Source organism: Pseudomonas sp. SAR267 (assembly GCF_052077595.1).
GTDB classification, from domain to species: domain Bacteria; phylum Pseudomonadota; class Gammaproteobacteria; order Pseudomonadales; family Pseudomonadaceae; genus Aquipseudomonas; species Aquipseudomonas vlassakiae.
Genome location: NZ_JBQIHU010000001.1, coordinates 147,201 through 171,209, shown reverse-complemented (window position 1 = coordinate 171,209; position 24,009 = coordinate 147,201). Strand labels below are relative to the sequence as shown.

General features: G+C 64.8%; 22 protein-coding genes. 13 read left to right on the top strand and 9 right to left on the bottom strand.

Annotated elements, in window-relative coordinates; all coding sequences use genetic code 11:
* Position 1: 1 nt before the first annotated feature.
* The 9 genes from eco to ACTORR_RS00880 form a co-directional block, all read right to left on the bottom strand.
* Positions 2-481, bottom strand: coding sequence for a serine protease inhibitor ecotin (eco, locus tag ACTORR_RS00920; protein WP_054884559.1), 480 nt, complete (start codon positions 479-481; stop codon positions 2-4).
* A 55-nt stretch (positions 482-536) separates the two neighbouring features.
* Complete coding sequence (gene hbdH, locus ACTORR_RS00915; RefSeq protein WP_313365329.1) at positions 537-1,307, bottom strand: 3-hydroxybutyrate dehydrogenase; 771 nt, start codon at positions 1,305-1,307, stop codon at positions 537-539.
* An 11-nt stretch (positions 1,308-1,318) separates the two neighbouring features.
* Positions 1,319-2,710, bottom strand: coding sequence for a GntP family permease (locus ACTORR_RS00910; RefSeq protein WP_313365328.1), 1,392 nt, complete (start codon positions 2,708-2,710; stop codon positions 1,319-1,321).
* Positions 2,711-2,981: 271 nt separating this feature from the next.
* The gene (locus ACTORR_RS00905) at positions 2,982-4,364 is read right to left on the bottom strand and encodes a sigma-54 interaction domain-containing protein (RefSeq protein WP_313365327.1); all 1,383 of its coding nucleotides are present in this window, start codon (positions 4,362-4,364) and stop codon (positions 2,982-2,984) included.
* A gap of 131 nt (positions 4,365-4,495) precedes the next feature.
* A complete protein-coding gene (locus tag ACTORR_RS00900; protein ID WP_054884555.1) occupies positions 4,496-5,512 on the bottom strand; it encodes an ABC transporter permease in 1,017 nt (338 codons plus the stop codon).
* On the bottom strand, positions 5,512-6,570 hold the full coding sequence (locus ACTORR_RS00895) for a microcin C ABC transporter permease YejB (protein WP_313365722.1): 1,059 nt from the start codon (positions 6,568-6,570) through the stop codon (positions 5,512-5,514). The genes ACTORR_RS00900 and ACTORR_RS00895 overlap by 1 nt, the downstream gene beginning before the upstream one ends.
* Entirely contained in the window at positions 6,567-8,492 is a 1,926-nt protein-coding gene (locus ACTORR_RS00890) for an extracellular solute-binding protein (protein WP_099814914.1), read from the bottom strand. The genes ACTORR_RS00895 and ACTORR_RS00890 overlap by 4 nt, the downstream gene beginning before the upstream one ends.
* A gap of 13 nt (positions 8,493-8,505) precedes the next feature.
* Positions 8,506-8,787, bottom strand: coding sequence for a peptidylprolyl isomerase (locus ACTORR_RS00885; protein ID WP_054884552.1), 282 nt, complete (start codon positions 8,785-8,787; stop codon positions 8,506-8,508).
* A gap of 83 nt (positions 8,788-8,870) precedes the next feature.
* Entirely contained in the window at positions 8,871-9,932 is a 1,062-nt protein-coding gene (locus tag ACTORR_RS00880) for a 3-deoxy-7-phosphoheptulonate synthase (RefSeq protein ID WP_313365723.1), read from the bottom strand.
* Positions 9,933-10,564: 632 nt separating this feature from the next.
* Between ACTORR_RS00880 and benA the strand changes: the two genes are divergently transcribed.
* The 13 genes from benA to ACTORR_RS00815 all read left to right on the top strand — a co-directional run bounded on the left by benA (position 10,565) and on the right by ACTORR_RS00815 (position 23,955).
* Positions 10,565-11,935: a benzoate 1,2-dioxygenase large subunit gene (benA, locus tag ACTORR_RS00875; protein ID WP_099814916.1), complete on the top strand. Its 1,371-nt coding sequence runs from the start codon at positions 10,565-10,567 to the stop codon at positions 11,933-11,935.
* Entirely contained in the window at positions 11,932-12,417 is a 486-nt protein-coding gene (gene benB / locus ACTORR_RS00870; RefSeq protein WP_099814917.1) for a benzoate 1,2-dioxygenase small subunit, read from the top strand. Before benA ends, benB begins: the two co-directional genes overlap by 4 nt.
* Positions 12,418-12,487: 70 nt before the next feature.
* Positions 12,488-13,501 carry a benzoate 1,2-dioxygenase electron transfer component BenC gene (benC, locus tag ACTORR_RS00865; RefSeq protein ID WP_099814918.1) on the top strand — a complete coding sequence of 338 codons (1,014 nt, stop codon included), beginning with the start codon at positions 12,488-12,490 and terminating at the stop codon, positions 13,499-13,501.
* A 196-nt stretch (positions 13,502-13,697) separates the two neighbouring features.
* Positions 13,698-14,459 (top strand): 1,6-dihydroxycyclohexa-2,4-diene-1-carboxylate dehydrogenase, encoded by a 762-nt coding sequence (locus tag ACTORR_RS00860; RefSeq protein WP_262108568.1) that lies wholly within the window; start codon positions 13,698-13,700, stop codon positions 14,457-14,459.
* 49 nt (positions 14,460-14,508) lie between these two features.
* Complete coding sequence (locus ACTORR_RS00855; protein WP_313365790.1) at positions 14,509-15,831, top strand: MFS transporter; 1,323 nt, start codon at positions 14,509-14,511, stop codon at positions 15,829-15,831.
* A 29-nt stretch (positions 15,832-15,860) separates the two neighbouring features.
* Positions 15,861-16,982 carry a muconate cycloisomerase family protein gene (locus tag ACTORR_RS00850; protein ID WP_313365791.1) on the top strand — a complete coding sequence of 374 codons (1,122 nt, stop codon included), beginning with the start codon at positions 15,861-15,863 and terminating at the stop codon, positions 16,980-16,982.
* 211 nt (positions 16,983-17,193) lie between these two features.
* Complete coding sequence (catC, locus tag ACTORR_RS00845) at positions 17,194-17,484, top strand: muconolactone Delta-isomerase (protein ID WP_003256111.1); 291 nt, start codon at positions 17,194-17,196, stop codon at positions 17,482-17,484.
* Between the two features lie 38 nt (positions 17,485-17,522).
* Positions 17,523-18,437 carry a catechol 1,2-dioxygenase gene (catA, locus tag ACTORR_RS00840; RefSeq protein WP_099814920.1) on the top strand — a complete coding sequence of 305 codons (915 nt, stop codon included), beginning with the start codon at positions 17,523-17,525 and terminating at the stop codon, positions 18,435-18,437.
* A gap of 180 nt (positions 18,438-18,617) precedes the next feature.
* Positions 18,618-19,817 (top strand): benzoate/H(+) symporter BenE family transporter, encoded by a 1,200-nt coding sequence (locus ACTORR_RS00835; RefSeq protein ID WP_313366056.1) that lies wholly within the window; start codon positions 18,618-18,620, stop codon positions 19,815-19,817.
* Positions 19,818-19,871: 54 nt separating this feature from the next.
* Complete coding sequence (locus ACTORR_RS00830) at positions 19,872-21,128, top strand: OprD family porin (protein ID WP_441343431.1); 1,257 nt, start codon at positions 19,872-19,874, stop codon at positions 21,126-21,128.
* A gap of 94 nt (positions 21,129-21,222) precedes the next feature.
* A complete protein-coding gene (locus tag ACTORR_RS00825) occupies positions 21,223-22,302 on the top strand; it encodes a metal-dependent hydrolase (protein WP_441343430.1) in 1,080 nt (359 codons plus the stop codon).
* A 3-nt stretch (positions 22,303-22,305) separates the two neighbouring features.
* Complete coding sequence (locus ACTORR_RS00820) at positions 22,306-23,013, top strand: TraX family protein (protein WP_099814923.1); 708 nt, start codon at positions 22,306-22,308, stop codon at positions 23,011-23,013.
* A gap of 30 nt (positions 23,014-23,043) precedes the next feature.
* A complete protein-coding gene (locus ACTORR_RS00815) occupies positions 23,044-23,955 on the top strand; it encodes a LysR family transcriptional regulator (RefSeq protein WP_313365879.1) in 912 nt (303 codons plus the stop codon).
* Positions 23,956-24,009: the final 54 nt, after the last annotated feature.

The following is a 24,009-nucleotide window of genomic DNA, read 5'->3' as shown; positions in this document are numbered from 1 at the left end:
CTTACTCCACTTTAGCCTTTTGCACCTCTTCCGATGCCGACCACACGCGATAACGCACTTCGACACCTTTGGGCACGTACACCACCACTGGCAGCTTGCTGTTGTAACGCAGCATGAAGCCTTCACCGACCACCGGCACGAAGGCCTGGGTCTTCTTGCCATCCGGGCAGGCCATCAGGGTGCTGGCTGGCCCACCGACCTTGTCCAGGCGGTAGTAGCTGTAGCCCCAGCCTTCGAGGGTGTGTTCTTCCAGGCTGCCGGCCAGGCGCTGGCGGTTGCAGTCCACTTCCAGCGTCTTGCCGGCCAGGATTTCCAGCTTGTGGGCCGATTCATCGGTTTGCGCTGGCAGGTGGATGACCTGCCGGGTGAAGCCTTTTTCCGCCTCGGGATAGGGCGCGACGTCCTTGAGGCTGGCTGCCATCGCCGGAGCGGCGGCGGCCAGGGTCAGGGCAAAGATCGCGGTCATTGGGGTTGGGCGCATAGGGCCTCCTTGCAGATAAACGAGTGCAAGACCGTGGCCAGGCCCAGGCCGCCCTTCACTGGGCCAACCAGCCACCATCGACGTTCCAGGCGGCACCGCGAACCTGGCTACCGGCCTCGCTGCACAGGAAGAGTACCAGTTCACCCAGGTGTTGGGGGGTGACGAAAGCCAGTGAAGGTTGCTTCTCGGCCAGTAGCTCGTGTTGTGCTTGCTGCGGATCAACGCCGTTGGCAGCACGATCGTCGATCTGCTTCTGCACCAGCGGGGTCAGCACCCAGCCGGGGCAGATGGCGTTGCAGGTAATGTTGCTGGTGGCGGTCTCCAGCCCCACCACCTTGGTCAGCCCGACCACGCCATGCTTGGCCGCCACATAGGCCGCCTTGCCGGTGGAACCGACCAGCCCGTGCACCGAGGCAATATTGATGATCCGGCCCCAGTTGCGCGCGCGCATGCCAGGCAGGGCCAGGCGGGTGCCATGGAACACCGCCGAGAGGTTGAGGGCGATGATCTTGTCCCAGCTTTCCAGCGGGAACTGCTCCACCGGCGCTACGTGCTGGATGCCGGCGTTGCTGACCAGAATGTCAACGCCGCCGAACTCGCGTTCGGTCATCGCGAACAGCGCCTCGATTTGCGCCACATCGCAGAGGTCCGCCGGGTGGTGGGCAACCTTCACGCCATGGCGGGCGATCTCTGCCAAGGCCGGCGACGGGTCGCCGAAACCGTTGAGCACAATGTTCGCTCCGGCGCGGGCCAGCAGCTGGGCGATACCCAGGCCGATGCCGCTGGTGGAACCGGTGACGAGTGCCGTCTTGCCTTTCAAAGTCATGCAAAAGCTCCTTAGACGATGCCGGTGGCGTAGAAGGTGGCAATGACCACGAATACCGCCAGGGTCTTGATCAGGGTAATACCGAAAATGTCTTTGTAGGCTTCGCGGTGGGTCAGCCCGGTTACCGCCAGCAAGGTGATCACCGCGCCGTTGTGCGGCAGGGTGTCCATGCCGCCACTGGCCATCGCGGCCACCCGGTGCAGCACCTCGAGGGGGATGTTGGCGGCATGGGCCGCCGCGATGAAGCTGTCGCTCATGGCCGCCAGGGCGATGCTCATGCCGCCCGAGGCGGAGCCGGTAATGCCTGCCAGCAGGGTCACGGTGATCGCTTCATTGACCAGCGGGTTGGGAATCCCGCGCAAGGCATCAGCCAGCACCAGAAAGCCCGGCAGCGAAGCGATGACTGCGCCAAAGCCATACTCGGATGCGGTGTTCATGGCGGCCAGCAGGGCGCCACCGACGGCACTCTTGGTGCCTTCGGCCAGGCGTTCGCGGATCACCCCGAAGGCACAGGCCAGCACCATCAGGATGCCCACCAGCAGCGCCGCCTGCACCGCCCAGATCGCCGTGAGCTTGGCCACGTCGCTGTTGACCGGCGCGCTCATGCCTGGCAACTGCAGGGTGTGACTGGCGCCGTACCACTGCGGGATCCAGTGGGTGAAGAGCAGGTTCATCACGCCTACCAGCACCAGCGGGGACAGCGCCAGCCAGGGGCTGGGCAGGGCCAGGTCGGCTGCCGTCTCCGGTTCGTTGCGCAGGTTGTTGCCATAGCCTTCCCCCGCACGCTGGGCCTTGTTGCGCTGGCGCTGCAGGTACAGCATGCCGCTGCAGAACACGAACAGCGTACCGATCAGCCCCAGCCATGGCGCGGCCCAGGCAGTGGTGTTGAAGAAGGTGCTGGGGATGATGTTCTGGATCTGCGGCGTGCCGGGCAAGGCGTCCATGGTGAACGAGAACGCGCCCAAGGCAATGGTTGCCGGAATCAGGCGCTTGGGAATATCGCTCTGGCGGAACATTTCTGCGGCGAACGGATACACCGCGAACACCACCACGAACAGCGACACGCCGCCGTAGGTGAGCAGGGCACAGACCAGCACGATCACCAGCATCGCCTGGCGAGTGCCGAGCAAGCGAATGGCGGCGGCGACGATCGAGCGCGAGAAGCCGGACAGTTCGATGAGCTTGCCGAACACGGCGCCGAGCAGGAACACCGGGAAGTACAGCTTGATGAAGCCGACCATCTTTTCCATGAATACCCCAGTGAACGCCGGGGCCACGGCGGCAGGGTCGGTGAGCAGGACGGCGCCGAGGGCGGCAATGGGGGCGAAGAGGATCACGCTGTAGCCGCGGTAGGCGGCCAGCATCAGCAGGGCCAGAGCGGCGAGGGCGATGAGCACGGTCATCGGAATGGATCTCCTGGGTGAGTCTTGTTGTTATGGGTGACCGGGAGATAGCGGGAATCGTGCCAAAATCATAAGTGACTGATTTTAAATATAATTTTGCATTTGTTTTGCGGTCCTGTCTCGACTTTGAGATTGCAGGGGCCGCTTTGCGGCCCATCGCGACACAAGGCCGCTCCTACAGGGAACCGCGAGTCCTTGTAGGAGCGGCCTTGTGTCGCGAACGAGGGCGAAGCCCTCGCGGCATTCTCAAAATAGAAACACAAGTCTCCAATCAGAGACCGAGTGCCGCCATCTTCTTGTACAAGGTCGATCGCCCCAACCCCAGCGCCTTTGCAGCCTCGGGCACATTCCCCGCATGTTCGGCCAACGCCCCGGCAAACAGCCTGCGCTCGAACTGTTCGCACGCCTCACGATAGCTCATCCGCTGTTCCTGACCCGCGACCGGGCTCAGCGGCCCTAGCGCCGCCGCCAGGTCGGCGACACCAAGCCGCGGTTGGTCGGCCAGCAACGTCGCCCGCTCCAGCACGTTGCGCAGCTCACGAATATTCCCCGGCCACCCGTGCCGAGCCAGCAATGCCTGCGCATCCTGCTCCAGCTCGTACTGGCTGCCCAGCTCGGCCAGGATCGCCTCGCACAACGCCGGCAAGTCTTCGACCCGCTCGCGCAGCGGCGGCACTTCGATTGGCAGCACGTTCAGCCGGTAGTAGAGATCGGCACGAAACGCCCCGCGGGCCATGGCCGCCTGCAGGTCGATGGAAGTAGCGGCGATAATGCGCACGTCGCTGCGCAGCATCTGGTTGGAGCCGACCGGTTCGTATTCCTTTTCCTGCAGTACGCGCAGCAGCTTGCTCTGAAGTGCCAGGGGCATGTCGCCAATTTCGTCGAGGAACAGCGTGCCGCCTTCGGCCAGTTGCAGCTTGCCGCTGCGGCCCTTGCGATCGGCGCCGGTAAAGGCGCCGGGTGCGGTGCCGAAGAACTCGGCCTCCAGCAGGGTTTCGGGGATTGCCGCGCTGTTGATACTGACAAAGGCCTTGTGCGCCCGTGCCGAAGCCGCATGGATGGCATGGGCCAGCAACTCTTTGCCGGTGCCGGTCTCGCCCAGCAACAGCACGGGCGAATCGCTGCCAGCACCGCGCCGTGCCCGGCGCTTGGCTTCGAGGCTGGCCTGGCTGCTACCGACGAACTGGGCGAAGCTGTACTTGGCCTGGCGTGCACGCAATTGCGAGCGGGTGCTGGCCAGCTCCTGCTGCATGCTCGCATAGCGCTTGAGCAGGGGCGACAGGCTGCGCAGCTCTTCGAACAGGGCAAAGCCGATGGCGCCGATCAGGGCGCCCTGGGCATCGTGGATCGGCAGGCGCATCACCACCAACGGCTCGTTGGGCGTATCGAGCATGTCCAGCAGGATCGGCCGGCCATCACTCACCACCTGGCGCATCAGGCTGCCCGGGATCACCACCTCGCACGGCTGGCCGATCGCGCTGGCTGCGTCGGCCAGACCGAAGCGCCGGGCGTAGCGCTCGTTCATCCAGACGATGCGGGCGTCGCGGTCGACGATCACCGTGCCTTCGCTGGACTGCTCGATGATCTCGAACAGCGAGCGAATCGCCATTTGCCGCACCTGGGGGTAGTCCTTGAGGCTGTCGCTATCGTGCATCTTGCTGAGTCCTGTACTTGCTTTGCCGGCCTCTTCGCGGGCACGCCCGCTCCCACAGGATCTACACAAACCTGGGGCCATGCAGTCCCTGTGGGAGCGGGCGTGCCCGCGAAGAGGCCGGGCCTGAAAACCTATCCTCTCGGATCGAACGCCTCGCGCAAGGCATCCCCGATAAATACCAGAAGCGACAAGATCAGCGCCAAAGCAAAGAACGCGGTAAAACCCAACCATGGCGCTTCCAGGTGCTGCTTGCCCTGGGTCACCAGTTCGCCCAGCGAAGCGCTGCCGGCGGGCATGCCGAAGCCAAGGAAGTCCAGCGCTGTCAGCGTGGTGATCGCCCCGGTAAGCATGAAGGGTACATAGGTGAACGTCGCGTTCATCGCATTGGGCAGTACATGGCGCAGCATCACCAGGGTATCTGGCAGGCCCAGGGCACGCGCCGCTTTCACGTATTCAAGGTTGCGCCCGCGCAAAAACTCGGCGCGCACCACATCGACCAGGGCCAGCCACGAAAATAGCGCCATGATCCCCAGCAACCACCAGAAATCCGGCTCGACGAAACCACTGAGAATGATCAGCAGGTAGAGCACCGGCAGCCCCGACCACACCTCCAGCAAGCGCTGCCCGAACAGGTCCACCCAGCCACCGTAATAACCTTGCAGCGCGCCGGCAGCGACCCCGATGAGCACGCTGATCGCGGTCAAGGCAAAGGCGAACAGCAGCGAGGTACGCGTGCCATACAGCACCCGCGCCAGCACGTCGCGGCCCTGGTCGTCGGTGCCCAGCCAGTTGCTTGCGCTCGGCGGGCTGGGGGTGGGTACCAGCAGGTCGTAGTTGGGGGTGTCGGCGCTGAACGGGACGGGCGCGAAAAGCATCCAGCCGCCTTGTGCCTCGATCAGCTGGCGCACGTAGGCACTGCGGTAGTCTGGCTGGAACGGCAACTGGCCGCCAAACTGCTGCTCGCTATAGCGCTTGAGCGCCGGCACGTAAAGATCGCCTTTGTAGCTCAGCAGCAGCGGCTTGTCGTTGGCCACAAGCTCCGCGCACAGGCTCAGCACCAGCAGGCCGGCAAACAGCCACAGCGACACCCAGCCCAGGCGGTTGCGGCGAAAACGCTGCAGGCGACGACGCGAAACCGGCGACAGCATCAATGCGCCCTCGTGTCGAAGTCGATGCGCGGGTCGAGCACGGTAAAGGCCAGGTCACCGATCAGGCGGAACAGCAGGCCGGCCAGGGTGAAGATGAACAGTGTGCCGAACACCACCGGGTAGTCGCGTGACACGGCCGCTTCGTAACTCATGCGGCCGAGGCCATCGAGGGAGAAGATCACCTCGATCAGCAGCGAACCGGCAAAGAACACGGTGATCAGCGCCTGGGGCAGCCCGGCCAGCACCAGCAGCATGGCGTTGCGCAATACGTGCCCGTACAGCACGCGGCGTTCGCTGAGGCCCTTGGCGCGGGCGGTGACCACGTACTGGCGGGAGATTTCATCGAGGAAGGCATTCTTGGTCAGCAGCGTGAGGGTGGCAAAGCCACCGATCACCAGCGCGCCGACCGGCAGCACCAGGTGCCAGAAATAATCAGCGAGCTTGCCCAGCAAGCTGAGCTGATCGAAGTCGTCCGAGACCAGGCCGCGTACCGGGAACCAGTTCAGTGAGGTGCCGCCGGCGAACAGCACGATCAGCAGCAGTGCGAACAGGAACGAGGGCAGGGCATAGCCGATCACGATCAGCGCGCTGCTCCAGGCATCGAAGCGGCTGCCGTGGCGTACCGCCTTGCGGATGCCCAGCGGGATCGACACCAGGTAGGTGATCAGCGTGGCCCAGAAGCCCAGCGACAGGGTCACCGGCAGCTTGTCGAGGATCAGGTCGGTGACCTTGGCGCCGCGGAAGAAGCTCTGGCCGAAGTCCAGCCGGGCGTACTGGCCCAGCATCAGCCACAAGCGCTCCGGAGCGGATTTGTCGAAACCGTACTGGCGTTTGATTTCCTCGATCAGCTTCGGGTCCAGGCCACGGGTGGCGCGGGACTCGCCGTGTACCACCTCTGCCCGCGAGCCGGGCGCAGCGCCGCCCAGGCCTTGCAGCCGCGCCACCGCCTGCTCGACCGGGCCGCCGGGCGCGGCCTGGACGATGGCGAAGTTGACCAGCAGGATCGCCAGCAAGGTCGGGATGATCAGCAGCAGGCGCCGCAGGATGTAGCTGGTCATGGCTGGGCCTTCTGCCGTTCGGCCATCTGCGCGTTGGTCAGCGCCGTCGGGCTGATTTCCCACCAGCTGTCCAGGCCTTCGTCATAGGCGGGCTGGACGTTCGGCAGGCCGAAGCGGTTCCACCACACCGTCGAGCTGCCAGGCGGGTAATAGTTGGGGATCCAGTAGTAGTTCCATTGCAGCACCCGGTCCAGGGCATGGGCGTGGTGCAGCATGTCGGCCTGGGTGTCGGCGCGTACCAGGCCGTCGATCAGCCGGTCGACCGCCGGGTCCTTGAGCACCATCAGGTTGTTCGAGCCTGGGTCGTTGGCGGCGGCCGAGCCAAAATAGTTGTACAGCTCGGCGCCAGGCGACAGGGTCACCGCATAGCCGGTGACGATCATGTCGTAGTCGCGGGCCATCAACCGGTTCACGTACTGCGCCGAATCGACGTTGCGGATGTTCAGGGTGATGCCGATCTGCGCCAGGTTGCGCTTCCACGGCAGCAGCAGGCGCTCCATGCCGGACTGGCCGTTGAGGAAGGTGAACTCCAGCGGCTCGCCCTGGGCGTTGACCAGCCGATCGCCATCGGGGCGCCATCCGGCCTGTTGCAGCAAGGCCAGCGCCTGAAGTTGTTGCGGCCGAATGATCCCCGAGCCGTCGGTGACCGGCGCCGTGAACACCTGGTTGAAGACTTCGTCCGGCACCCGGCCACGTAGCGGTTCGAGCAGCTTGAGCTCGCCTGCATCCGGCAGTTCGCGGGCCGCCAGCGGGGTATTGGAGAACACGCTCTGCTGGCGGATGTACATGTTGCGCATCATCTGCCGGTTGCTCCACTCGAAGTCCCAGAGCATGGCCAGTGCCTGGCGCACGCGGCGGTCCTTGAACTGTGGCTTGTCGAGGTTGAACACGAAGCCCTGGGCCGCCTGCGGCTTGGCCGGGCCCAGGTGTGCCCGTTGCAGGCGGCCATCGTCCAGCTGCGCGCCGTTGTAGCCCAGGGTGTAGGCGGTGGCGGAGAATTCGCGGTTGTAGTCATAGCCACCGCCCTTGAGTACCTGGCGTGCCACTTCGGTGTCGCCGAAGTACTCGATGCGGATGTGTTCGAAGTTATAGCGCCCACGATTGACCGGCAGGTCCTTGGCCCACCAGTTCGGGTCGCGTTCGAAAGTGATGCTGCGGCCGTTGTCGATGCGCCCGATCCGGTATGGGCCACTGCCGACCGGCTTGTCGAAACCGGCGCCGTTGGCGAAGTCGCGCTTGGCCCAGTCGTGCTCGGGCAGTACCGGCAGGCTGGCCAGGTCCAGGGCCAGGGTGCGGCCGTGGGGCTGCTTGAAGTCGAAGCGCACCTGCAGCGGGCCTTCGACCGTGACCCCGGCGACTTCGTTGAACTGAGTGCGGTACTTGAGGCTGCCTTCGTCCATGAGTTTATTGAAGCTGAAACGCACATCCTCGGCGCGCACCGGCTTGCCATCGGCGAAGGTTGCCTTGGGGTCGATCTCGAAGCGCAGCCAGGCGTCGTCCGGGCCACGTTCCATGCGCCGGGCGATCAGGCCGTACACGGTGTAGGGCTCGTCGAACGAGCGTTGCGCCAGGGGCGCATACAGCCAGCCATCGACCTCGCTGACGCCGATGCCTTTGTCGATGTAGGGCAGGATATGGTCGAACTGGCCGATCTCGATGGCCGAGCGGCGCATCAGGCCACCCTTGGGGGCGTCGGGATTGGCGTAGTCGAAGTGACGGAATGTTTCGCTGTAGCGGGGGGCTTCGCCGTAGACGGTCAGCGCGTGGGTGGGCGCGGCTTGGGCCATCCAGCCCGTACACAACAATGCGACCCCCAGAATAACCTGTGGGAGCGGGCGTGCCCGCGAATGCGCCAGTTCAGGCAACCTCGTTGTCCGCTCAGGCCTCTTCGCGGGCACGCCCGCTCCCACAGGGATAATCATCGTCTGCGATGACTTAGTCCTGGCGGCTGGTCACTTCCAGCAGGTGGTAGCCGAACTGGGTCTTCACCGGGCCTTGGACAGTGTTGACCGGGGCGCTGAACACCACGGTGTCGAATTCCTTGACCATCTGGCCTGGGCCGAACGAACCCAGGTCACCGCCCTGGCGGCTGGACGGGCAGGTGGAGTTGGCCTTGGCGATTTCAGCGAAGTCGGCACCGGCTTCGATCTGGGCTTTCAGTTCGTTGCACTTGTCTTCGGTGGCAACGAGGATGTGACGGGCGGTGGCGCGTGCCATGGTTACTGCTCCTTGGAGGGGTGAAAACGGCAAGCCTAGCGCACTTGCTCGGGTCATGTCTCGCCAGGCTTGCTGCAGCCGCTTCACAGACGGGCTGCGGCCTCGCGCAGCAGGGTTTCGGTCGCGCTCCAGCCCAGGCAGCCATCGGTGATCGACACGCCGTAATTGAGCGCACCCTTGCCCAGCGCCTGGCAGCCGTCGAACAGGTGGCCTTCGAGCATCATGCCGACAATCGAGCGGTCACCGGCCAGGCGCTGGGCCAGCACGTCCTCGAACACGGCGGGCTGGCGGGCAGGGTCCTTGCCGCTGTTGGCATGGCTGCAATCGACCACGATGCGCGCCTGCAAACCGGCCTTGGCCAGCCCTTGGCGGGCCTGGGCGATGCTGGCGGCATCGTAGTTCGGGCCCTTGTGGCCGCCGCGCAGTACCAGGTGGGTGTCCGGGTTGCCCAGGGTTTCGATGATCGCCGGGTAGCCCTGTGCATCCATGCCGAAGTGGCGGTGCGGGGCCGCCGCGCTGCGCATGGCGTCACAGGCGATACCGACGCCGCCGTCGGTGCCGTTCTTGAACCCGACCGGCAGCTCCAGGCCGCTGACCATTTCCCGGTGAATCTGCGATTCGGTGGTGCGTGCGCCAATCGCCGCCCAGCCCAGCAGGTCATCGAAGTAGCCGGCGGCCATCGGTTGCAGCAGCTCGGTGGCAATCGGCAGGCCGCGTTCGATCATGCTCAGCATCAAGCCGCGGGACAGGGCGATGCCGGCGTGCATGTCGTCACTGCCATCCAGGTGCGGGTCGTAGGCCAGGCCTTTCCAGCCCACCGTGGTACGGGGTTTTTCCACGTAGGCGCGCATCACCAGCAGCAGCTTGTCATCGACTTCACGGCCCAGCGCCGCCAGGCGGTCGGCGTATTCCAGGGCCGAACGGGGGTCGTGGATCGAGCAGGGGCCGACGATCACCAGCAGGCGCTCATCGCGGCCTTCGAGGATGGCACGGATGGCTTGGCGCTGGCGGTGGACTTGCTGGGCGAGTTCGGTAGACAGCGGCATCTGCTGCTTGAGCAGGTGCGGGCTGGGCAGGCGCTGGCTGACGGTGGTGTTGGCAGCGTGCGGCTGGGTCAGGGGCAGAGCGAGGTTCGAGGCTTGCATGGCGTATGTTCCCTGGGCGGACGGCGGGTTCTGGCCCGCGCGGTCGGCCCTATCGAGGTGTTCGACTATTCGTTGATTGATTGTCTGCAGCATTGCCACCGGTGATGGACCGATCGGAGGCGGCAGGCTGGCCCGAACGGGATTGGCTAAATCGCCAGGCATAGGTGCTTGCGAAGTAATAAGTGGCGTAGTTCATGAATCTGTCCTCGGTTCGAATCGGTAAAAGTGCAATGGCCTGAAAAGCAAAACCCCCGGTCGGGGAGCCGACCGGGGGTTTGAGTATTCTCATGTTCGGCGGCCCCTCGAAGGTGGGCGCCGGGTGGGTATCGGCGCCTAGTGGCTAAACCAATACCCAAAGTAATAGCTGGCAGCAGCCTGGCAGCCGGCAACGGCCAGCACAGGGCGCAGGCTGCGACCGGTGTGGTTGGCGTGGTTGCGGGTGTGTTTCGGCATGTTGCTCTCCAGTGAATGAGCCCGAGCTTACTTCAGGCGATGCGCACTGTTCAATGGATAAATGCTATCGCGCCGATAACTGCACAAAACGGATAGCACTCTGCACACGATGGATATTGCCGCCCCAGGGCAAACCCTAACCTGACCCGGTCTGAACAATAACAATGGAGACCCTGGCCATGTCCCTGGGATTCGACTACCTCAATGCCATGCTTGAGGACGACCGTGAAACCGGCGTCTATCGCTGCAAACGCGAGATGTTCACCGATCCGCGCCTGTTCGACCTGGAAATGAAGCACATCTTCGAGGGCAACTGGATCTACCTGGCCCATGAAAGCCAGATCCCCGAGAAAAACGACTTCCTCACCCTGACCATGGGGCGCCAGCCGATCTTCATCGCGCGCAACAAGGACGGGGAGCTGAATGCCTTCCTCAACGCCTGCAGCCATCGTGGCGCCATGCTCTGCCGGCACAAGCGCGGCAACCGCTCCAGCTACACCTGCCCGTTCCATGGCTGGACCTTCAACAACAGCGGCAAGCTGCTCAAGGTCAAAGACCCGAGCAATGCCGGCTACCCCGACAGCTTCAACTGCGACGGCTCGCATGACCTGACCAAGGTCGCCCGCTTCGAGTCGTACCGTGGCTTCCTGTTCGGCAGCCTGAAGGCCGACGTCAAGCCGCTGGTCGAGCACCTGGGCGAGTCCGCCAAGATCATCGACATGATCGTCGACCAGTCCCCGGAAGGCCTGGAAGTGCTGCGCGGTGCCAGCTCGTACATCTACGAGGGCAACTGGAAGCTCACTGCCGAGAACGGCGCCGACGGCTACCACGTCAGCTCCGTGCACTGGAACTACGCCGCCACCCAGAACCAGCGCAAGCAGCGCGAAGCGGGCGACGAGATCAAGACCATGAGTGCCGGCGCCTGGGCCAAGCAGGGCGGCGGCTTCTATTCCTTCGACCACGGCCACCTGCTGCTGTGGACCCGCTGGGCCAACCCCGAAGACCGCCCGGCCTTCGAGCGTCGCGATCAGCTGGCCGCCGATTTCGGCCAGGCCCGCGCCGACTGGATGATCGAGAATTCGCGCAACCTGTGCCTCTACCCGAACGTGTACCTGATGGACCAGTTCAGCTCGCAGATCCGCATTGCCCGGCCGATTTCGGTGAACAAGACCGAAATCACCATCTATTGCATCGCGCCGAAAGGCGAGAGCGCCGATGCCCGCGCCAAGCGCATCCGCCAGTACGAAGACTTCTTCAACGTCAGCGGCATGGCCACCCCGGACGACCTGGAGGAGTTCCGCTCCTGCCAGACCGGCTACGGCGGCGGTACCGGCTGGAACGACATGTCCCGTGGTGCACAGCACTGGGTCGAAGGTGCCGATGAGGCGGCGAAGGAAATCGAACTCAAGCCGCTGCTGTCGGGCGTGCGCACCGAGGACGAAGGCCTGTTCGTGCTGCAGCACAAGTACTGGCAGGACACCATGATCAAAGCGCTGAAACAGGAGCTTCGACAGGAAACCCAGCTGATCCCCGTGGAGGCCGTGCAATGAGCCTGCATGACACCGTGCGCGACTTCCTCTACCGCGAAGCGCGCTACCTGGATGATGCCCAGTGGGACCAGTGGCTGGAGTTGTATGCCAGCGATGCGACCTTCTGGATGCCGTCCTGGGACGATGACGACAGCCTCACCGAAGACCCGCAGAGCGAAATCTCGCTGATCTGGTACGGCAACCGTGGCGGCCTGGAAGACCGGGTGTTCCGCATCAAGACTGAGCGCTCCAGCGCGACCGTGCCGGACACCCGTACTTCGCACAACATCAGCAACATCGAGATCGTCTCGCTGTGCGAAGGCAGCTGCCAGGTGCGTTTCAACTGGCACACCCTGAGCTTTCGCTACAAGACCACCGACAGCTATTTCGGCACCAGCTTCTACACCCTCGACCTGCGCGGCGAGCAGCCGCAGATCAAGGCCAAGAAAGTGGTGCTGAAAAACGACTACGTGCGTCAGGTCATCGACATCTACCACATCTGATCCGAGGTAACGCGAGCCGCTCGGTGTGCCATCTGGCGCGCCGCGGCCAGGCTCGCCCGCGAGGTGCAACATGAGCTTCCAGATCGCGCTTAATTTCGAAGACGGGGTGACCCGCTTCATCGAGGCCAGCGGCCATGAGACCGTGGCCGATGCCGCCTACCGCCAGGGCATCAACATCCCGCTGGACTGCCGCGACGGCGCCTGCGGTACCTGCAAGTGCAAGGCCGAGTCCGGGCGTTACGACCTGGGCGACAATTTCATCGAAGACGCCTTGAGCGAGGACGAAATTGCCGAAGGCTACGTGCTGACCTGTCAGATGCGCGCCGAAAGCGACTGCGTGGTACGTATTCCGGCGTCGTCGCAACTGTGCAAAACCGAGCAGGCCAGCTTCGAGGCGGCCATCAGCGATGTGCGGCAGCTGTCGGCCAGCACCATTGCCTTGTCGATCAAGGGCGAGGCGCTGAGCCGCCTGGCGTTCCTGCCGGGGCAGTACGTCAACCTCAAGGTGCCGGGCAGCGACCAGAGCCGCGCCTATTCCTTCAGCTCGCTGCAGAAGGACGGCGAGGTCAGCTTCCTGATTCGCAATGTGCCGGGCGGCCTGATGAGCCGTTTCCTCACCGGCCTGGCCAAGGCCGGTGACAGCATGAGCCTGGCTGGCCCACTGGGCAGCTTTTACCTGCGGCCGATCCAGCGCCCGCTGTTGCTGCTGGCCGGCGGTACGGGCCTGGCGCCGTTCACGGCGATGCTGGAGAAAATCGCCGAGCAGGGCAGCGAGCACCCCGTGCACCTGATCTATGGGGTGACCAACGACGTCGACCTGGTCGAACTGGACCGTCTGCAGGGCCTGGCGGCGTGCATCCCCAACTTCACTTTCAGCGCCTGCGTCGCCAACCCCGACAGCCAGTACCCGCAGAAGGGCTACGTGACCCAGCACATTGCGCCGCAGCACCTCAACGACGGCGACGTCGATGTGTACCTGTGCGGGCCGCCGCCGATGGTCGAGGCGGTGAGCCAGTACCTGCGCGAACAGGCCATCACCCCGGCGAACTTCTACTACGAGAAGTTCGCGGCGGCGGCTGCCTGAGTTTCCTTGGGGCTACGGGCGTCGTGCGGGTGCCGGTGGCCTCCTTTTATTACCTGCGGGATTGCTGGGGCCGCGTTGCGGCCCTTTCGCGACACAAGGCCGCTCCTACAGGAGATCGCGGTGCTTGTAGGAGCGGCCTTGTGTCGCGATGGAGGGCGCAGCCCTCCCGGCAATTTCGGATTGAAAGGAGATCGACATGAATAACCGATTCCACAACAAAGTCGCGTTGGTCACTGGCGCCGCCCAGGGGATCGGCCGCGGCGTGTGCTGGCGGCTCAAGGCCGAAGGCGCGCAGGTGGTGGCGGTGGACCGTTCCGAGCTGGTCCACGAGCTGGCCGGGGAGGGCATGCTGACCCTCACCGCCGACCTCGAGCTGCATGCCGATTGTGCCCGGGTCATGGCCATCGCGGTGGAAACCTTCGGCCGCCTCGACATCCTGGTCAACAACGTCGGCGGCACGATCTGGGCCAAGCCTTTCGAATACTACGAAGTGGAGCAGATCGAGGCCGAAGTGCGTCGCTCGCTGTTCCCGACCTTGTGGTGCTGCCATGCGGCGCTGCCGTACATGCTCGAACGTGGCAGCGGCGCCATCGTCAACGTCTCGTCGATCGCCACCCGCGGGATCAACCGCGTGCCGTACGGTGCGGCCAAAGGCGGCGTCAATGCACTCACCGCCTGCCTGGCCTTCGAAACCGCTGGCCGCGGCATCCGGGTCAACGCCACTGCGCCCGGCGGTACCGAGGCGCCCCCGCGCCGGGTGCCGCGCAACAGCAGCGAGCAGAGCGAGCAGGACAAAGCCTGGTACCAGCAGATCGTCGACCAGACCCTCGACAGCAGCCTGATGCACCGCTACGGCAGCATCGACGAGCAAGTCGGCGCGATCCTCTTCCTGGCCTCCGACGAGGCTTCCTACATCACCGGCGTGACCCTGCCGGTGGGGGGCGGTGACCTCGGCTGATCCCCCGGCAACGCGTTGCTCCAAAACAACAACAAGAGAGACAGATGCCATGCGAACCCTTGACGTACACCCGATCATCGATAACGCCCGCTTCACACCGTTCCACTGGAGGGTCATGGCCCTGTGCGGCCTGCTGCTGATCTTCGACGGCTACGACCTGTTCATCTACGGCGTGGTACTGCCGGTGATCATGAAAGCGTGGGGCCTGACGCCATTGCAGGCCGGTGCACTGGGCAGCTACGCGCTGTTCGGCATGATGTTCGGCGCCCTGGCGTTCGGCAGCCTGGCCGACCGCATCGGGCGCAAGAAAGGGATCGCCATCTGTTTTGCCTGGTTTTCCGGGGCGACCATCCTCAACGGCTTTGCCAGCAGCCCCAGCGAGTTCGGTATCTATCGCTTCATCGCCGGCCTTGGCTGCGGCGGCCTGATGCCCAATGCCGTGGCGCTGATGAACGAATACGCGCCCAAGCGCGTGCGCAGCACCCTGGTGGCGATCATGTTCAGCGGCTACTCGCTGGGCGGCATGCTCTCGGCAGGTGTCGGCATCTTCATGCTGCCGCGCTTTGGCTGGGAGTCGATGTTCTTCGCCGCTGCCGTACCGCTGCTGCTGTTGCCGGTGATTCTCTATTACTTGCCTGAGTCCATCGGCTTCCTGGTGCGCCAGGGGCGTACCGAGGAAGCGCGCACGTTGCTCAAACGCCTGGACCCGGATTGCGATGTGCAGGCGGATGACGCGCTGCAGGCGGCGGATCGCAAAGGGGGTGGCCGCTCGGTGCTGGAACTGTTCCGCAACGGCCTGGCCATCCGCACCCTGGCCCTGTGGCTGGCATTCTTCTGCTGCCTGCTGATGGTCTACGCGCTCAGCTCGTGGCTGCCGAAACTGATGGCCAACGCTGGCTACAGCCTGGGGTCGAGCCTGTCGTTCCTGCTGGCCCTGAACTTCGGCGGCATGGCCGGGGCGATTCTCGGCGGCTGGCTGGGTGACCGCTACAACCTGGTCAAGGTCAAGGTGGCCTTCTTCATCGCGGCGGCGCTGTCGATCAGCCTGCTTGGCGTCAACAGCCCGATGCCGGTGCTGTACCTGCTGATCTTCATCGCCGGGGCCACCACCATCGGCACGCAGATCCTGCTGTATGCCGGTGCTGCCCAGCTCTACGGCCTGTCGGTGCGCTCCACCGGCCTTGGCTGGGCATCGGGCATCGGCCGCAACGGTGCCATCGTCGGCCCGCTGCTCGGCGGTGCGCTGATGGGCATCAACCTGCCGCTGCAACTCAATTTCATCGCCTTCGCCATTCCTGGCGCAATCGCTGCGCTGGCCATGGCCGTGCACCTGGCCAGCGGCCGGCGGCAGGCCCCTCTGGCGACGGCCTGATCATTCACTGACTGAACTGGAGCTTTTGCATGACAAGCCCGACCATAGAACGCATCGACGCGATCATCGTCGACCTGCCGACCATCCGCCCGCACAAGCTGGCGATGCACACGATGCAGCAGCAGACCCTGGCAATACTGCGCCTGCGCTGCAGCGACGGCGTCGAAGGCATCGGCGAGGCCACCACCATTGGCGGCCTGGCCTACGGCTACGAGAGCCCCGAGGGCATCAAGGCCAACATCGACGCCCACCTGGCACCCGCTTTGATCGGCCTGCCAGCGGACAACATCAACGCCGCCATGCTCAAGCTCGACAAGCTGGCCAAGGGCAACACCTTCGCCAAGTCCGGCCTCGAAAGCGCCTTGCTCGACGCCCAGGGCAAGCGCCTTGGGCTGCCGGTCAGCGAGCTGCTGGGCGGGCGCGTGCGCGACAGCCTGGAGGTGGCCTGGACCCTGGCCAGCGGCGACACCGCCCGCGACATCGCCGAGGCCGAGCACATGCTGGAGATCCGCCGGCACCGCGTGTTCAAGCTGAAGATCGGCGCCAACCCGCTGGAGCAGGACTTGAAGCATGTGGTGGCGATCAAGCGCGAGTTGGGCGAACGCGCCAGCGTGCGCGTCGACGTCAATCAGTACTGGGACGAGTCGCAAGCCATCCGTGCCTGCCAGGTGCTCGGCGACAACGGCATCGACCTGATCGAACAGCCGATCTCGCGCATCAACCGCGGCGGCCAGGTGCGCCTGAACCAGCGCAGCCCGGCGCCGATCATGGCCGACGAATCCATCGAGAGCGTCGAGGACGCCTTCAGCCTGGCCGCCGATGGCGCCGCCAGCATCTTCGCCCTGAAGATCGCCAAGAACGGCGGCCCACGCGCCGTGCTGCGCACCGCGCAGATCGCCGAAGCGGCCGGCATCGCCCTGTACGGCGGGACCATGCTCGAAGGTTCGATCGGCACATTGGCCTCGGCCCATGCCTTCCTCACCCTGCGCCAGCTGACCTGGGGCACCGAGCTGTTCGGGCCGCTGCTGCTGACTGAAGAGATCGTCAACGAGCCACCGCAATACCACGACTTCCAGCTGCACGTGCCACGCACGCCGGGCCTGGGCCTGACCCTGGACGAAACCCGCCTGGCGCGCTTCGCCCGCCGCTGAGACCACGGACTGAATGAAGACATAGAACCCCTGTGGGAGCGGCTTTAGCCGCGAAGCAGGCAACGCGGAGGATGGCACCGGCTGTGCCGGTGTTCGCGGGTAAACCCGCTCTCACTGGGATGGCACGGGCTTCGCCCGTGTTCGCGGGCATGCCCGCTCCCACAGGGACCGCACCCGCTTTTAGAGATCAGGCAAGACAGGAGATAACAACATGCTGTTCCACGTGAAGATGACCGTGAAGCTGCCGGTCGACATGGACCCGGCCAAGGCCGCGCAACTGAAGGCCGACGAGAAGGAACTGGCCCAGCGCCTGCAGCGCGAAGGCACCTGGCGCCACTTGTGGCGCATCGCCGGGCACTACGCCAACTACAGCGTGTTCGACGTGCCCAGCGTCGAGGCGCTGCACGACACGCTGATGCAGCTGCCGCTGTTCCCGTACATGGACATCGAGGTCGACGGCCTGTGCCGCCACCCGTCGTCGATCCACAGTGACGACCGCTGATTCAACCCTTTGCACAAGAACAAAATGAGGTATCCATCATGACCGTGAAGATTTCCCACACTGCCGATATCCAGGCGTTCTTCGAAGAGGCCGCAGGCTTTGGCAATGACCAAGGCAGCCCGCGCCTGAAGCGCATCATCCAGCGTGTGCTGCAGGACACCGCACGCCTGATCGAAGACTTGGAGATCACCGACGACGAGTTCTGGCACGCCGTTGACTACCTCAACCGCCTGGGTGGGCGCGGTGAGGCCGGGCTGCTGGTGGCGGGCCTTGGCATCGAGCACTTCCTCGACCTGCTGCAGGACGCCAAGGACGCCGCAGTCGGCTTGAGCGGAGGCACCCCGCGCACCATCGAAGGCCCGTTGTACGTGGCCGGCGCGCCGCTGGCCGAGGGTGAAGTGCGCATGGACGACGGCAGCGAGGAGGGCGTGGCGACCGTCATGCTGCTCGAGGGCCAGGTGCTCGACCCGCAAGGCCAGCCACTGGCCGGCGCCATCGTTGACCTGTGGCATGCCAATACCCGTGGCACCTATTCGTTCTTCGACCAGAGCCAGTCCGAGTACAACCTGCGCCGGCGCATCGTCACCGATGCCGAGGGCCGTTATCGCGCGCGCTCCATCGTGCCGTCGGGCTATGGCTGCGACCCACAGGGCCCGACCCAGGAATGCCTGGACCTGCTCGGCCGCCACGGCCAGCGTCCGGCGCATGTGCACTTCTTCATCTCGGCACCGGGGCACCGCCACCTGACCACCCAGATCAACCTGGCCGGGGACAAGTACCTCTGGGATGACTTTGCCTACGCCACCCGTGACGGGCTGGTGGGTGAGGTGGTGTTCCATGAAGGGGCAGAGGGGCGCCATGCCGAGTTGAAATTTGATTTCCAGTTGCAGAAGGCGCACGGGACCGAGGACGAACAGCGCAGCGGGCGGCCGCGGGCGTTGCAGGAGGCCTGATACACCGCGCTGGCTTCTTCGCGGGCAAGTCGGACCGCCGCACCGCCGCTCCCACACAAACCTTGAGACCTGTGGTGAATCTGTGGGAGCGGCGGTGCGGCGATCCGACTTGCCCGCGAAGAAGCCAACACAAAACAAGAGCCAGCCACCAAGGCCGGCCGTAGCCTTGCGAGACGTCTCATGAAAACCCTGATCAAGGACTGCTCCCTGTCAGCCCTGGTCGCCGGCTGCATCGCGACCCTGATTTCCTACGCAGGCCCGCTGGTGATCATCTTCCATGCCGCCGAAGCCGCCGGCCTGTCCCACGCCATGCTGTCGTCCTGGGTCTGGGCCGTGTCCTTGGGCAGCGCCGTGCTCGGCGCGGTGCTCAGCCTGCATTACCGGGTACCGCTGGTGATCGCCTGGTCGATCCCGGGTTCGGCGCTGCTGGTCACCGCCTTGCCCCAACTCGGCCTGGAGCAGGCCGTAGGTGCGTACCTGATCGCCAACCTGGTCCTGCTGCTGATTGGCATCAGCGGGGCCTTCGACCGCATCATCGCGCACCTGCCTGGCTCCATCGCGGCGGGCATGCAGGCCGGCATCCTGTTCAGCTTCGGCACCGAAGTGTTCCGGGCATTGCCGGTGCAGCCGCTGCTGGTGCTGGCGATGTTCGCGACCTACGTGCTGATGCGCAGGCTGCAACCACGCTATGCCGTGGCGGCAGTGCTGGGTGTCGGCGCCATGGTGACCGTGGCCAGCGGTGCCTTTCGCAGCGAGGCGCTGGTGCTGGAACTGGCCTCACCGCAATGGATCGCCCCGCAGTTCAGCCTGGCGGCAACCTTCAGCCTGGCGCTGCCCCTGGTGCTGGTCGCACTGACCGGGCAGTTCATGCCGGGCATGGCAGTGTTGCGCAACGCAGGCTACACCACGCCGGCCAGCCCGCTGATCAGTGCCAGCGCACTGGCCGGCGCGCTGCTCGCACCGTTCGGTTGCCATGGCCTGAACCTCGCAGCCGTCACCGCCAGCCTGTGCACCGGGCATGAAGCCCACGAGAACCCACGTCGGCGTTATATCGCGGCGCTCGCCGGCAGTGCCCTCTATCTGCTGCTGGGGATTGCCGGGGCGACGCTGATGTCGCTGTTCGCCGCGTTCCCTGCCGCGTTGATCGCCGCGCTGGCCGGGCTTGCCCTGTACGGCGCCATCAGCGAGGCCCTGGCGCGTAGCCTGGCCGAACCCAGCGAACGCGATGCCGGGCTGTTCACCTTCCTGGTCACCGCCTCGGGGGTGTCCTTCCTGGGCCTGTCGGCGGCGTTCTGGGGGCTGCTGTTCGGCCTGCTGGCCCACGGGCTGCTGCGCCTGCGCCGCACGCAACCTCGCGAGGTGCTGCGCCGCACCCCCTGAAAACCCGTGTTCCCCGCGCTTTATCCATAACAACAAGATCAAGAGAGCTTCGGAATGAACCACACCCCTTGCGTCGCCATCGGGCTGACGTTGCTCAGCCCCTCCTTGCTCGCAGCCGAAGGCGGCTTCTTCGAGGATGCCAAAGCCAGCCTCAGTGCTCGCAATTACTACTTCAGCCGTGATTTCTCCGACATCGTTGGGGCCAAGGCCAACCAGCAATCCAAAGCCGAGGAATGGGCCCAGGGCTTCATCCTCGATTTCAAATCCGGCTACACGCCAGGCCCGGTCGGCTTTGGCGTCGACGCGCTGGGCCTGCTCGGCATCAAGCTCGACAGCAGCCCGGACCGGGTCAACACCGGCCTGCTGCCGGTGCATGGCGATGGTCGCGCCGCCGACGAGTACAGCCGCATTGCGCCCACCTTCAAGGCCCGGCTGTCGAAGACCGAGCTGCGCGTGGGCGAATTGCAGCCCAACCTGCCAGTGCTGACGTTCAGTGATATCCGCCTGTTGCCGCCGACCTACCAGGGCACCAGCATCAGCTCGGCAGAAATCGACGGGCTGACCGTGCAGGCCGGGCACCTGACCAGCACCCACCTGCGCAACGAGGGGGGTGACGGCAAGATGAACGCCATGCTTGGCCATGTGCCGCAGCGCCAGGCCGAGAGTGATGCGTTCAACTATGTGGGCGGTGACTATGCGTTCAACGCCAACCAGAGCAGTGTCAGCCTCTGGTACGGGCAGCTTGAAGATATCTACCACCAGGGTTTCCTTGGCCTGAAGCACAGCAAGCCGGTGGGGGACTGGGTGCTGAGCGCCAACCTTGGCTATTTCACCGCCCACGAAGACGGTGACGCGCTGCTGGGCAAGATCGACAACCAGGCGTTCTTCTCGATGTTCACTGCCCGGCATGGCGGCCACAGCTTCGGCGCCGGCTACCAGGGCATCTATGGCGACAGTCCGTTCCCGCGGGTATTCGCCAACATCTCGCCGTTGGGTAACGAAGTGCCGACCTATGAGTTCGCCTATACCGAGGAGCGTTCGTATCAGCTGCGTTATGACTACAACTTTGCGGCCATGGGCGTGCCAGGGTTGACCGCGACGGTTCGCTATATCACCGGCAACAATGTCGACACGGGCAAGGGATACGAGGGCAAGGACCGCGAGCGTGACCTGGACATTGGCTATGCGGTGCAGAGCGGGGTGTTCAAAGGGCTGGGAATTCGAGTGAGGAATGCCATGGCGCGGTCCAACTACCGGAGTGACATCGATGAGAACCGGCTGACCCTGGTGTACACCTGGCAGCTGTTCTAAGGCATCACCGGCCATTTGTTGTCACACAGCAGCGATTGCGCCACCCGGGTGCCGGGGGTTAGGTTTCCTCAATTGCCATTGAGGAAGCCTGACTTTGGACTCCATCACCCAAGCCGTGCTCGGTGCTGCGCTGCAAGGTACGGTCCTGGGCCGCATCCAGGGCCGGCGCTCGCTGATCTACGGCGCTGCGCTGGCCACCGTGCCGGACCTCGACGTGATCATCCGCTATGCCGACCCGGTGTCGCAGATGACCTATCACCGCGGTTTTTCCCATTCGCTCTTCGTCCTCACCGGGCTCGCCTTGCTGCTGGCCTGGCTGGTCAACTGGCTCGCCCGAACGCGCTGGCCCGACAAGGGCTACACCTTTTCCCGGCTGTTCCTGGCGTTCTGGCTGGTGCTGGTGACCCACCCGATCCTCGATGCGTTCACGGTCTACGGCACCCAGCTGTTCTGGCCACTGGCATTCACCCCGCTGAGCTGGGCGGCGGTGTTCATCATTGATCCGGCCTATACCGTGCCGCTGTTGGCGGCCGTGATCCATGCGGCATTCAAGGGCCTGCAGGGCAGGGCGATACGGTGGTTGGGCCTGGCACTGCTGTTCAGCACGGCCTACCTGGGCTTCGGCCTGGCCGGGCGCATGGCCGCCGAACAGCGCTTGCAGACCGCGCTCGATGCACAGGGCATTGTCGTGAGCGAGGTGCGCGCAGTGCCGATGGCCTTCAACAGCCTGGTCTGGCGGGTGCTGGCGAAGACCCCGGACGGTCATTACTACGAAGGCATCAGCAGTGCATTCGACCGCGATCCACCGGAGATGCAGCGCCTGCCGCTGAACCTTGACGCGGCGAAGGCGCTCAGCGGGTCTGCATTGCTCCAGCGCTTGCGCTGGTTCACAGGCGACTGGCTGCGCTATGACGAGGTCGGTGACGCGTTGGTGGTCACCGACCTGCGCATGGGCATCCCGGGCAACTATACCTTCCGTTTCAACATGGCCCACCGCGACAGCCAGGGCCACTGGATCGTCGACCGGCCAAGCCTGTGGCAGGGCAGCAGCGCGATGTTCAACCGTGACGACCTGGCGCTGATCTGGCGGCGCATCCTCGACCAGCAACCGCCGTTGCCACTGGCAGCCTGGACCAGCAGGTACCTGGGGCAGGCCGGCGAGCCAGGGCACTGAGGCGTGCGGTCGGCGGGGCTGGACCTGGTCAAGTGGGTGGCGATCGTGACCATGGTCGCCGACCATGTGCGGTTCATCTGGCCAGCGGCTGAAGGCTTGTTCATCGTTGGCCGGTTCGCATTTCCCTTGTTCTGCCTGGCCATGGCGGTCAACGTGGCGCGTGCCGGCGACATCAACCTGCGCTACCTCGGCTGGTTGCTGGCGTTCGCCGTATTGTCCGAAGCGCCGTATCGTTGGCTGGATCCTGACTCGCAGACCTTCAGCATCATTCCCACGCTGACCCTGGGGCTGCTGGTCGCATGGGGTGTGCATCATCAGCAGGTTTGGGTCCGGCTGGGCGGGCTTGCTGCCGTTCTGCTCGCCGCGCTCTGCAGCGAGCGTCTGATGTATGGCCTGCCCGGTGTGTTGCTTCCCGCTGGCTGGCTGCTGGCGCGTCGGCAGGGTGGGCTGGCGTGGCTGCTGCCTTGCCTGCTGGCCGTGGCGGGCAACCTGACCAACAGCTGGCTGCGCGGGCACCTCGGGGCCCCGGTGACCTTGATCACCATGGCCGCCGCGGCGCTGGCGATTCCCGTCGGCTGCCTGCTGCTGCGGGCCGAGCATTGGCCGGTGCCAGCGGTGCGGCGCTGGGGCTATCTGTTCTACCCTGTGCACCTGTTGCTCATCAAAGCGCTTGTATCAGCCCTTGCAATGGCGCAAATCGCACCCATCTAAGCGGGTCTTTCGTATCCGCAGGAGCCCGCCATGGAACCCAACCGCTTCGGCGATATCGCCGCCTTCGTGAGCGCAGTGAAGGCTGGCAGCTTCACCGCAGCGGCAGCCAGTCTTGGCCTGACCCGCTCGGCGGTGGGCAAGAGCATCGCCCGGCTGGAAGCGCGCATGGCGGTGCGCCTGCTCAACCGCACCACACGCAAGCTGAGCCTGACCGACGAGGGCCAGGTGGCCTTCGAGCGTTGGCGGCAGATTCTCGATGATCTGGACGAGGTCGAGAGCACCATGGCCCTGCGCCGGGGCAAGCCAACGGGTACCTTGCGCCTGACCGCGCCGTTATCGTTCGGCCAGCGTCATGTGCTGCCGATCCTGGATGCCTACCTCAAGCAGTGGCCAGAGCTGCGCGCCGATATTCGATTCACCGACCGTTTTATCGACCTGGTGGAAGAGGGCGTCGACGTTGCCGTGCGTATCGGTGCGCCCAAGGAAGATTCGCAGCTGTTGACCCGCACGGTCGCCTGGCAGCAGTTCGTCACCTGTGCCTCTCCCGCGTACCTGCACCAGCACGGTGTGCCGCAGGTGCCGGCAGACCTTTACGGGCATGACAAGATCGCCTTCCTCAGTGGCGAGAAGTCGATGCCGTGGCGCTTTCACACCGACGAAGGGCTGCACCTGTGCGAGGAGCCCGGGCGGTTGAACATCGACAGTTCCGAGGCGATGCTCGATGGTGCCCGGGCCGGTTTCGGCCTGATTCACCTGCCGACCTACATCACTGGCGATGACCTGCGGGCCGGTACGCTGGTGGAGGTGCTGCACGACTATCGCCCACCGGCTGACCCGATCCGTGTGGTTTATCCGAGCAAGCGGCACCTGTCGCCACGGGTACGCGGGTTCATCGACCTATTGGTGGCGACCTGGGAACGAGGAGTGCCTTGGGAAGACTGATTAGGGACTTCCAGGCCCCTATGTGGGGCCTGAGGCCGGGTTTATCCCTGGCGC

Coding starts and splice junctions, on each gene's coding strand:
- ACTORR_RS00850 (WP_313365791.1), top strand. CDS start 15,861: ATGACAAGCCCGACCATAGAACGCATCGACGCGATCATCGTCGACCTG.
- ACTORR_RS00895 (WP_313365722.1), bottom strand. CDS start 6,570: ATGACCAGCTACATCCTGCGGCGCCTGCTGCTGATCATCCCGACCTTG.
- ACTORR_RS00900 (WP_054884555.1), bottom strand. CDS start 5,512: ATGCTGTCGCCGGTTTCGCGTCGTCGCCTGCAGCGTTTTCGCCGCAAC.
- ACTORR_RS00815 (WP_313365879.1), top strand. CDS start 23,044: ATGGAACCCAACCGCTTCGGCGATATCGCCGCCTTCGTGAGCGCAGTG.
- hbdH (WP_313365329.1), bottom strand. CDS start 1,307: ATGACTTTGAAAGGCAAGACGGCACTCGTCACCGGTTCCACCAGCGGC.
- ACTORR_RS00830 (WP_441343431.1), top strand. CDS start 19,872: ATGAACCACACCCCTTGCGTCGCCATCGGGCTGACGTTGCTCAGCCCC.
- ACTORR_RS00910 (WP_313365328.1), bottom strand. CDS start 2,710: ATGACCGTGCTCATCGCCCTCGCCGCTCTGGCCCTGCTGATGCTGGCC.
- ACTORR_RS00860 (WP_262108568.1), top strand. CDS start 13,698: ATGAATAACCGATTCCACAACAAAGTCGCGTTGGTCACTGGCGCCGCC.
- ACTORR_RS00855 (WP_313365790.1), top strand. CDS start 14,509: ATGCGAACCCTTGACGTACACCCGATCATCGATAACGCCCGCTTCACA.
- ACTORR_RS00880 (WP_313365723.1), bottom strand. CDS start 9,932: ATGCAAGCCTCGAACCTCGCTCTGCCCCTGACCCAGCCGCACGCTGCC.
- ACTORR_RS00890 (WP_099814914.1), bottom strand. CDS start 8,492: ATGATTATCCCTGTGGGAGCGGGCGTGCCCGCGAAGAGGCCTGAGCGG.
- ACTORR_RS00905 (WP_313365327.1), bottom strand. CDS start 4,364: ATGCACGATAGCGACAGCCTCAAGGACTACCCCCAGGTGCGGCAAATG.
- benC (WP_099814918.1), top strand. CDS start 12,488: ATGAGCTTCCAGATCGCGCTTAATTTCGAAGACGGGGTGACCCGCTTC.
- benB (WP_099814917.1), top strand. CDS start 11,932: ATGAGCCTGCATGACACCGTGCGCGACTTCCTCTACCGCGAAGCGCGC.
- ACTORR_RS00835 (WP_313366056.1), top strand. CDS start 18,618: ATGAAAACCCTGATCAAGGACTGCTCCCTGTCAGCCCTGGTCGCCGGC.
- catC (WP_003256111.1), top strand. CDS start 17,194: ATGCTGTTCCACGTGAAGATGACCGTGAAGCTGCCGGTCGACATGGAC.
- eco (WP_054884559.1), bottom strand. CDS start 481: ATGCGCCCAACCCCAATGACCGCGATCTTTGCCCTGACCCTGGCCGCC.
- ACTORR_RS00885 (WP_054884552.1), bottom strand. CDS start 8,787: ATGGCACGCGCCACCGCCCGTCACATCCTCGTTGCCACCGAAGACAAG.
- benA (WP_099814916.1), top strand. CDS start 10,565: ATGTCCCTGGGATTCGACTACCTCAATGCCATGCTTGAGGACGACCGT.
- catA (WP_099814920.1), top strand. CDS start 17,523: ATGACCGTGAAGATTTCCCACACTGCCGATATCCAGGCGTTCTTCGAA.